The sequence below is a fragment of the uncultured Rummeliibacillus sp. genome (assembly GCF_934216135.1).
Lineage (GTDB): Bacteria > Bacillota > Bacilli > Bacillales_A > Planococcaceae > Rummeliibacillus.
This window is the reverse complement of the sequence record NZ_CAKQBI010000056.1, coordinates 1-9207: the sequence shown is the minus strand read 5'-3', so window position 1 is coordinate 9207 and position 9207 is coordinate 1. Positions and strand designations below refer to the sequence as shown.

Sequence of the window (9207 nt, the reverse complement as noted above, 5' to 3'; positions counted from 1 at the left end):
AAAAACCTTATAAATCAAGGATTTTAAACAAAATATGAAAGAGGATGAAACCATGAATCCATACGAAGAGTATATGCAAGGCATTGTTAAACCAATGCGTGAAGAATTAGTTAATGCAGGCTTTACAGAGTTGAAAACACCTGATGAAGTGGCTGATCATATGCAAGAATCTAAAGGAACTTCATTGATAGTGATTAACTCTATTTGTGGATGTGCAGCAGGCCTTGCTCGTCCAGCTGTTATTGAGGCAATTCAACAAGCTGAACACAAACCAGATCATTTAGTGACTGTATTTGCAGGACAAGATCGTGAAGCAACTGCACAAATGCGTAGCTTCTTTGAAGAAGTTCCACCAAGTTCACCATCTGTAGCTGTTTGGAAAGACGGTAATTTAGCGTACTTTATCCCACGTGAACAAATTGAGGGATATGCAATGGAACAAGTTCGTGACCATTTAGCAGGTGTTCTTGACCAAGTATGTGCGGATTAAAAACCATTGTTACAACGGCAGGACGTCCAGATCAGCAGTCGCTTCGTTTAGCTGATGCAGCTTGTCAGGCGCTTAATGTCCCTTTTATAGAAAGAAGAAAAAGATCCGTAAAAAAGATTGCTGAATTTGAATCTGCAAATGTGATCGTAGCAGGAAAAAATCGTTATGAATATTATCCATTTGGAGTGACGGAGCCATTTTTCTTTCATCCAAGTTCTGCAGCATTTCGATTAAAGCGAGTTGCACGAGGAGAGCATGATCCCTTTTTAGATGCTGTCAATTTGCAAAAAGGTGATTCAATGCTAGATTGTACCTTGGGAATAGGTTCTGATAGTATGTTGGCAGCTTATACGGTTGGAGAGACCGGTAAAGTTGTAGGGTGTGAAGGTAATCCTAACGTAGCTTTTGTAGTTCGTGAAGGTATGAAAAGATATGACATTACAGAATTACCTTTACTAAAATGTATGGAACAAATTCGTGTTATTTCAATCTTAGCGTTAGATTATTTGAAAAAACAACCCGATCATTCATTTGATGTTGTTTATATGGATCCAATGTTTGAAGAACCGATTGAAGAATCCAATAACTTTACCCCATTGAGAGATGCGGGTTTACATGAGACTTTAACCGATAAATGGGTATTCGAGGCTAAGCGAGTAGCGAAAAAAAGAGTTGTACTAAAAGCACACTTTCGATCACCACTTTTTGAACGTTATCATTTCAAACGAGATATTCGTTTAAATGCGAAGTTTCATTATGGAATTATCGAACTATAATAGAACCTGCGATCTTATACTGATCGCAGGCTCTTTTTTTCTATTCTTCCACAATATTATTACGAATTGTTTCCATCAATTGAATCATTTTTTTCATTTCTTCATCTGAAATTCCAGATAAAACATGTCGTTGATACGAATCCAATGAATTTCGAATGTCATTAAAAACATTTTGACCTAAGGGTGTTAGTTGGATTCTTTTTTCACGGCGATTATTGCCATGAATTTGCTCTATATAATCAAGCTCTTCTAATTTTAGAACAGCTCTTGTGATTGTTGGTCGTTCCACATATAAGTGCTTTGCAATTTCAACTAATGTAATATTTTCATATTTATTAATATAAAACAAAATAGACCATTGAGATGTAAAGAGATTATATTCTTCTAGTTTCTTATTTAATACATTATTTAAAGGACGATAAAGCAATAAAAAGTTATGAAAAAAATTTGTTTCCTCCATAGAAAGCAACCTCCAGAGTAGCACTGATTAAATTATTCTTATCTATTTGAGTATAGGAGTTATTGAAGTGCATTTCAAATGAATGCGCTAATAAGGAGGATATTATTAGCTAGCACTAATGTAGTTTATCGCCTGATTGAAAAGACAAAGCAAGAAAATTATTTCCAGCTTTGTCTACTTTTTAAATCATCTCGCCTCATTAATACCACTAGTTATAATTTTAAGCAATAGAATAGTTGAATTTAATATTCCTCTTTTAGGTGTGCTTTTTTTCCATATAAAATATGTTGTAATGGTAAGCATAAAACTGCACAAATACCTAAAATAATATACAAACCATTGTATCCTACAGATGGTATAAACAACCCTTGGATGAAAGGCCCTAGACCTAGTCCAATGTCAGTTAAGATAAAGAATGTTGAAGTAGTAAGTCCCACACGATGTGGTGGAGCTTCTGAAATTGCAACTGCTTGTGCACTTGACATATTTTTATTAAAAGTCAAGATTATAAGTAATTCACTTGATGTATCAGTATTTTTTATACAATGTGTAACATTATAATAAGTTATTTTAAAGCTGAACTAATACAAAATTAGTTCAGCTTTTATTTGTGTTTAAAGATATAACTTATATTCAATAATCGGGCCATATTGTTGAATAACATTCTTTTGTGAAATGTTGCCAAAAGATGCTTAGGTAAGGAAGGTTGCAATTGTTACACCAAATTAGATATAAAAACTGTTCATAAAAAAACAGATGAAGCCTCTGCTACACCTGCTCTACAAGCAACTTTATATTAATTAGATTAATTGCATTATAAGTTTATATTTCTGTACTTAGATATCGACTAATTTGCTGAATTTTTTCTTCATTGCGACGATAGTATGTCCATTTCCCCATTCGCGTGGGAATTAGAAGACCTGCTTTCGCCATCATCGATAAATATTGTGACATAGTAGATTGATTCATATCAATTTTTTCTGTAATTTGACCGACACAAACACCTACTTCGGATGGCTTTGCCTCTGGTACTTTTGTATTTTCATAACCAAAATTCACTTCTGGTTCTTTTAGTAATTTCAATATTTTTAATCGTGTTTCATTGGAAATAGCCTTAAACACGTCAATCATTTCTAAATCAATATTTTCCATATTACCCTCCTTATATTAAGAGCAAGTTTTTAAAAGTATCATTATTATCTACTACATATTGCAATATTTCAATGTAATCAATTTAAAAACCCCTTTCTACGTTCAAACAATTAAACTTAAGTCACAGAAAGAAAAGGGGGAATATATTATTTGTTAATTTGTAAAACGTTATCTAAGCTATTACGTGACATAACTAAAGTGCTTAATGGTTTGTCTGGTGTTGGGTAGCCGATTGCGATTCCCATAAGGATTGACTCTTCTTCTGAAATATCAAAGTTTTCACGAATTTCATCTGGATAACGGATAAGTTCGTAAGCAGGAACTGCCCCTAAACCGTGGTGACAAGCAGAAAGTAAAATACCATAACCAAATGCACCTACATCATATGCAGAATACAGTGAAGAATCCTTTGGTAGAGTTAAGTAAACGATAGCTGGTGCATTAAATAAAACAGCATTTTGTGCTAATAAATCTTGAATACCATCAGCACCAATCAACTCTTCTGTCTCCTTCATATAATTTGCTACGTTATTTTTAGGATACTCTTTCCACTCACGAGGAGGAACTACCTCTGTATAACTTCTTTGACGAGCTGCAACTTTTTCAGCGTGTACTTTACGAATGTTTTTTAGTGTTTCACCTGTTGCAATATATGCTTTCCAAGGCTGGCTATTTTCATATGAAGGCGCTCGCTGTGCCTCAGCAATAATTTGTTTTAATAATTCGATGTCAATTTCCTTATCTGTAAAGTCACGAATTGAGTGACGTTGTAATAAAAGATTTGTGTTTTCCATTTTGATAAAACCTCCTAATATTAACATATTGAAATATATCAATATGTTATAGTGTTATTATATTGAAATATACCAATATGTCAATTGGTTTGATTTATATCAAATTATTTATAGTAATAAATTGGGTAAATTAAGAGGTAGGTAACTCTTTGAGTGTAGAGTAATGGGTTGTTCAACAATCGGGAGCGTTAGTTAAAGATGAATTAAGTGATTTTAGGTTTGAGAACTTCTTATAGTTATTCCATTATAGGGCGCGATTGTTAAAGAAGCGTCTCTTTTCTCTTTCAACTAAAGGGTGCTTTTGTTTAACAAGAAAGTTAAGGTAGCCTTGTTAATTATAATTTAACAAGGCTATTTTGTATCCCATTAATATCTATTTAAACTGCTCAAAATGGTTAGCAACCCAACGACTTTGATTCTCCGCTATATATTGTTCCACAGCTATTAGCTTGTTCACTAATTCTTCCTTTGAGAGCTTCATGTACTTCTTTTTAACAACATCTATATTACGATTAGGAGAAATCTTTCTTAAATTTGATTCATCAAATTTAAGAGGCGTTTTGAGCTTTTTACGAACCATATTTACTTTATATGTTTTGCTATGCTTTTTGTAATAGGTATACAATTCATCATTACTCTTTATTGTATTGGGATGAATCCCTTTTTCTTGAGTGTCAAAATGTTTCGAATGCTGACTAATATTATGATAGGTTACAGGAATGCCTTGTTCGATAAGATATTCAATTGTTTCAATCCCAATGGAAACAGAACGCTCTTTACGTTGTTGATGTACTTTATCAAGCCATTCTCGATTATCTGAATGGGTTTTGCTGTATGGATGGTTCATGATGACGTTCCTCTCTATATTTTTTGATTAAATCAATTTCCTTAAGTTCGATTTTTGCCTGTTTTGCCATTTCTTTTGCTTTTCGAACTTCAACTTCTAATCCTAACTCTTTAAAACGCTTTTCCATATCTTTAGATAATTTTATAACCTCTAAAAGTTCTTCTTCTTGGCTTGGTTCGGGTACTTTGGCCTTACAGCCTAAACATTGCATTTTATTTGGGCATATATAATCAGTGACACATGTACCACCTAGTACTTTGTTGAATACACCAACTTTCTCCTTGTAATCATCTAATTCTTCTTGTAACTCTTTTGGGCTTCTTAAATACGCATCATCTATATCTACATAACTTGAAATCACATCTTGCAGTTCACTAACTGATTCTGCAATTTGTGAAGGAGTTGGTGCTGAATAATAACCAGTAATCCTTAAATCTTTTTGATGCAATATTTTTGCTACAATATCAATCGGTATTTTTTGACGTTGTACGGCTTCTGTAGCGAATGCATGGCGTAGGAGATGGCTTTTGATTTTTATAGGTTTTCCATTTTGTGTTTCAAAATATAGACCGTGTAGAAGAAAACGAATACAAGAGCTGATGGTAGCATTTAGCAGCCCCTTACCAGCATATTGAAAGAAATATGGTTTTGGTTCTTTGAATAAATGTTTTCTTTTATCACGATATATAATACTCGGAATCTTAGAGTTGGAATAATGTTCTTTCAACATCCTCGAAACAATTTGGATTAGCTCCATTGTTTGTTTACTAATATAGAATTCTTCTAAAGCATCCCTCCCTTTTGGAATAGCTTTAAAAGAGAAGTGGATTTTACCGTTTATTTTTTTAAATTCAATGCACTCTTTTGTATTATTGATTTGCAATAGTTCATTTACTCTTGCACCAGTTGTTGTCAAAATATCGATTGCTAATAAACCGAAAGTACAGCCTGTATAAAACGGTTCTACATCAAATAGAAGACCCTTTACTTTGTCCTTATGTCTAGTTACGAAAGAAGAGTTTGTGATAATGCCTTTATGTGCCAAACTGAATGGGTTAGGAAGTTCTGATTTTTTTTCCACATAACCCCATAAAGATAAAAATTCAAGTCTATTTTCAAACACTTCTTTTGAGCAATTTTCGGGCAATTTCGAAAGAACGTTATTTTCAATTAACTCATTAAACCACAGACCTTCCACTTCTGATTCACCATTTAAAGATTCAGCTTTTATAAATTCAAGAAAGTATGAGTTGTTTTTGTTGGAGTATGTTGATTTTCTTTTGGTAGCTGAACAAATAGTTTGTGAACTAAATTTTTCTTGATGATTAAGAACAAAAGATCGTTTATCCCATAACCGAAAATAAAAACGTTCTCCTACTCGTTCAGGCTCATCATATTGAAATTCTAATGGTAGTTCTAATGACTTTGTTTGAACATTCTCAATAGTCTCTCTGAATGCTTCTCGAAGTCTTTTTATCTGATTCCATCGGAAATTTGCTTCTATACGAATTTTCGGAAGATTCGGCGCAATAGCATCTGTATCATCTTTACGAATAGTTTGGGCTTCCTCCTTGACTATCTTATGTAAAGAAAATTCTCTTAGATCAAATTTAGGATCAATGAGTAAGAAATGCTTGAAGTATTTTCTTTCCTCAAGGTTAAGTTTCTGATGTAACCATTTATTTGTTTCGTAGGTTAATATCTTATATTGACTAATGAACTGATATCTTTTGCTATTCGAATCATCTGGAAATATATCACCTTTTAGATACTTATACCCATGTGTTTCTACATCAAATGATTCCATTGATGTTAAGTTAAAGACTGAAAAAATATCTTTGAATCTCACGTTAATAGTTCTAATTTTATTAGAAATTGATTGATAATCTAAATTTCTATCAGTGCTAACGAATACCCCAAATAATAAATGATTTACCCATACAGTTTCTATACAATTATTATCTATGTAGTAAAGGAGTCTTTCATCAACTTTGTCGAGTAAAAATTCCTTTCGATTATTTTGTAGACACAGTAACTTAATATCTATTTTTCCATTCCATTGCTGATACCATTCTGATTTTGGTATCTGTTGTGCAGCTATATTCACATTTACTCCAACCCTTCAATCAAATCTCTTAAATTTTCATCAAAAATTTCATCTTTTAGCGTTTGTGATACTTGTAACTTTTTCGAAGATTTCCGTAGCTTATTATAATCGTTTTCATTTTGCTTCATTTGTTTTAACATTTGATCATGGGCTTCACGATGCTTTGTTTCATCAAAATAATGTTCATATACATTCATCGTATCAGGATTTCTCCACTTCATATATTTAATCAGTTCATTTTTCCGTTGCTCTATTTCAGATTCATTTATTGAAATATTATAAATCTCTCGTAGTCTTGATGTTACGAACCAATGTCTTGCCTTATGAGGATTTAAACTTAACTTATTTGCATGCATTGCTCGATTCCAATGATAGTACCAAGCATGATAAGTAAAAGGAGTACCATTAGATGATAAAAAAATAGGAGCACCATCGGATAATTCATGAGAACATAAATGATCTTTATCAAAGAATTTCCGTTCGGTATCAATGTAGTGAAATAACCGTTTAACGGTGTCTTTACTGAATCGTAGAAACTTTACTTTTTTTCCATAACTACCTTTGTTAAAAGTAATAACTTCTTGATGGCTTTTTCTATTTCGATAATCTCCAATAGTTAATTCAATAATTTCAGATGCTCTTGCACCTGTTTCAAATAGCATACGGGCAATGATCATTTCTCGTTGTGACCAATTTACTTTATTTCCAGCTTGATATACTTGATAAGGGAGATTAATATCATCAATAATTTGTGGTTGCCATTCTTCGTTAATGATTTTAAAATAGGAATCTGTTAATCTGCGATGCATTAAAGGATCTTCTGTTCCGGCAACAGAAGGCATTCTAGGTTTATCAACTCGGACACCGTTTATTTCTTCTTTGTATCGATTCGATATAGCTTGACCATCAATTAATGGATTATTATAAGTATATTGATTTAATCGGATCATTGCTTTATAAAATGATTTTAATGCTGATAAAAAGCGACTAACTGTATTTGGACTTTTATTGGTTAGATTTATAAAACGAAATGATTCTCGATCTCGAATCTTGCAGTTCATTTCATGCATTAAATAATCTTCAACAACTACTCGTATCTTTTCTTCTGCATCATTCCATTGCACTCGTTCACCTTGAAAATTACTTTCTTCCTCTAACCATTTGAAAAAGGGAAGTAAACAGTTTAAGTAAGATGTTGCAGAACTCTTATCGATTCTTCCTAAACAATCATTATAATAATCTGTTAGCGGTAAAAATGGTTGGTTTTCTTTAAATACTAAAAGCTTATACTTGCTTTCTATATGCTTTGGGCAGTATTCATACCAATACAAAAGCAATCACCTCCACAATTAAAAACAACTATTTTACTTTAACTTTTTTCTATGTAATATGGTACATACTTTCTTTAATAAATTGCACTAAACAAAAAAATGTACACCACTAAAATTTATTTAGTAATGTACATTTTAATAATATGTGCAACATTATAAACAAGATATGATGAAGTCAAGCATCATGTACAATTACTTTTCTTTAATGTTACAGAACAAAGTACCATAACCTATTCCAAGCAATGCTCCAGCAACTAATAAAACTATACCAGTTTCTGATTGACTTAAGATAAATAATCCTAACAATAGACAAATGATTGCTGGATACATAACAAAGTTTGGACCTTTTAGATCAAACTGACGTCCAGTGAATGGGCGAGATATTAGAACGGCAACTGCGTATACTATGAAGAAATATCCAGCTGCTTCTGTCACGTGGTTTTCTTTAGCGTAAAATGTTAGAAATGATAGAACACCAGAATAACAAAATGCAGTAACAGTTGCGATTAATGTAATTGGCACAGATTTTCGTTCGATGAAATTTGATAGTTTAAATCCTTTCATCTCATCTAATTGATCTCGTGTTAGCTTAATTTCTTGTACATGAATCAAAATAGATAAAATTAGGCTAATAATGATACAGATTAAACAAAATACAAATATTGCATTAAAATGAAAGTGATCTAAAATAAAAATTCCGATAAATGGTCCAATAGCTGTAGCAAGAGTCATGCTAAGTTCATGCTAAGCGCAAAATAGCCGATTCCCTCACCATTTCTACTGTTTGGAATGACTTGAGCTGCAATGGTACCTGTAGCAGTACCTGCAACTCCAAAGCCAAAACCATGAAGTACGCGATTAGCCATTAATAGGCTTAAACCACCAGGAATAAAATAGATAATAGAACTAATAATCATGATGAAAATACCTAATAATAGAATTCTCTTACGACCAAAACTATTAATATACTTTCCTCCTAAAATACGACCAAACAATGCTCCGATAACAAAAATACTTGATGCTAACCCGGATGTACTTTCATTGGCTCCAAAGTGTTCAGAGGCAAAAACTGAAATGGTAACCATTAGTAGATAGAAAGTCAACATTAAAAAGAAGTTAATAGCAGTAATACTGATAAAATCCTTTGTCCATAGTTTTTCTTTTTCCATATATATCTCCTCGTATATTAGTAGTAAGAGCTCTTTCCGATAGAATTTCCAGTTGATCCGGACAACTGGTGATTCAATTGG

At 32.5% G+C, this 9207-nt stretch carries 11 protein-coding genes; 2 read left to right on the top strand and 9 right to left on the bottom strand.

Annotation, left to right across the window (positions count from 1 at the left end):
• Positions 1-52 precede the first annotated feature (52 nt).
• Together Q0977_RS17465 and Q0977_RS17460 are read left to right on the top strand one after the other, a co-directional pair.
• Positions 53-490, top strand: coding sequence for a BrxA/BrxB family bacilliredoxin (locus Q0977_RS17465; protein ID WP_119417387.1), 438 nt, complete (start codon positions 53-55; stop codon positions 488-490).
• Positions 478-1266 carry a class I SAM-dependent methyltransferase gene (locus Q0977_RS17460; RefSeq protein ID WP_299516207.1) on the top strand — a complete coding sequence of 263 codons (789 nt, stop codon included), beginning with the start codon at positions 478-480 and terminating at the stop codon, positions 1264-1266. The genes Q0977_RS17465 and Q0977_RS17460 overlap by 13 nt, the downstream gene beginning before the upstream one ends.
• Before the next feature lie 40 nt (positions 1267-1306).
• Here Q0977_RS17460 and Q0977_RS17455 read toward each other — a convergent pair whose 3' ends face one another.
• The 9 genes from Q0977_RS17455 to Q0977_RS17415 all read right to left on the bottom strand — a co-directional run.
• Positions 1307-1726 carry a MarR family winged helix-turn-helix transcriptional regulator gene (locus Q0977_RS17455; protein WP_299516205.1) on the bottom strand — a complete coding sequence of 140 codons (420 nt, stop codon included), beginning with the start codon at positions 1724-1726 and terminating at the stop codon, positions 1307-1309.
• 242 nt (positions 1727-1968) lie between these two features.
• Positions 1969-2229 (bottom strand): hypothetical protein, encoded by a 261-nt coding sequence (locus Q0977_RS17450; RefSeq protein WP_299516203.1) that lies wholly within the window; start codon positions 2227-2229, stop codon positions 1969-1971.
• A 319-nt stretch (positions 2230-2548) separates the two neighbouring features.
• Positions 2549-2878, bottom strand: coding sequence for a helix-turn-helix transcriptional regulator (locus Q0977_RS17445; RefSeq protein WP_102693213.1), 330 nt, complete (start codon positions 2876-2878; stop codon positions 2549-2551).
• Positions 2879-3024: 146 nt separating this feature from the next.
• Complete coding sequence (locus Q0977_RS17440; protein ID WP_102693214.1) at positions 3025-3672, bottom strand: nitroreductase; 648 nt, start codon at positions 3670-3672, stop codon at positions 3025-3027.
• Between the two features lie 373 nt (positions 3673-4045).
• Entirely contained in the window at positions 4046-4519 is a 474-nt protein-coding gene (locus Q0977_RS17435; RefSeq protein ID WP_102693215.1) for a hypothetical protein, read from the bottom strand.
• Complete coding sequence (locus Q0977_RS17430) at positions 4485-6626, bottom strand: site-specific integrase (RefSeq protein WP_102693216.1); 2142 nt, start codon at positions 6624-6626, stop codon at positions 4485-4487. The genes Q0977_RS17435 and Q0977_RS17430 overlap by 35 nt, the downstream gene beginning before the upstream one ends.
• Positions 6627-6628: 2 nt before the next feature.
• Positions 6629-7957 carry a tyrosine-type recombinase/integrase gene (locus tag Q0977_RS17425; RefSeq protein WP_322788390.1) on the bottom strand — a complete coding sequence of 443 codons (1329 nt, stop codon included), beginning with the start codon at positions 7955-7957 and terminating at the stop codon, positions 6629-6631.
• Between the two features lie 192 nt (positions 7958-8149).
• Positions 8150-8689 (bottom strand): MFS transporter, encoded by a 540-nt coding sequence (locus tag Q0977_RS17420; protein ID WP_299516194.1) that lies wholly within the window; start codon positions 8687-8689, stop codon positions 8150-8152.
• On the bottom strand, positions 8686-9207 hold a 522-nt coding region (locus Q0977_RS17415), incomplete at its 5' end, for an MFS transporter (RefSeq protein ID WP_299516192.1). The genes Q0977_RS17415 and Q0977_RS17420, both read right to left, overlap by 4 nt.

What these genes read in the sequence shown, in the direction of transcription:
- Q0977_RS17465 (WP_119417387.1), top strand. Translation starts at nt 53, where the DNA reads ATGAATCCATACGAAGAGTATATGCAAGGCATTGTTAAACCAATGCGT.
- Q0977_RS17460 (WP_299516207.1), top strand. Translation starts at nt 478, where the DNA reads ATGTGCGGATTAAAAACCATTGTTACAACGGCAGGACGTCCAGATCAG.
- Q0977_RS17445 (WP_102693213.1), bottom strand. Translation starts at nt 2,878, where the DNA reads ATGGAAAATATTGATTTAGAAATGATTGACGTGTTTAAGGCTATTTCC.
- Q0977_RS17440 (WP_102693214.1), bottom strand. Translation starts at nt 3,672, where the DNA reads ATGGAAAACACAAATCTTTTATTACAACGTCACTCAATTCGTGACTTT.
- Q0977_RS17435 (WP_102693215.1), bottom strand. Translation starts at nt 4,519, where the DNA reads ATGAACCATCCATACAGCAAAACCCATTCAGATAATCGAGAATGGCTT.
- Q0977_RS17455 (WP_299516205.1), bottom strand. Translation starts at nt 1,726, where the DNA reads ATGGAGGAAACAAATTTTTTTCATAACTTTTTATTGCTTTATCGTCCT.
- Q0977_RS17420 (WP_299516194.1), bottom strand. Translation starts at nt 8,689, where the DNA reads ATGACTCTTGCTACAGCTATTGGACCATTTATCGGAATTTTTATTTTA.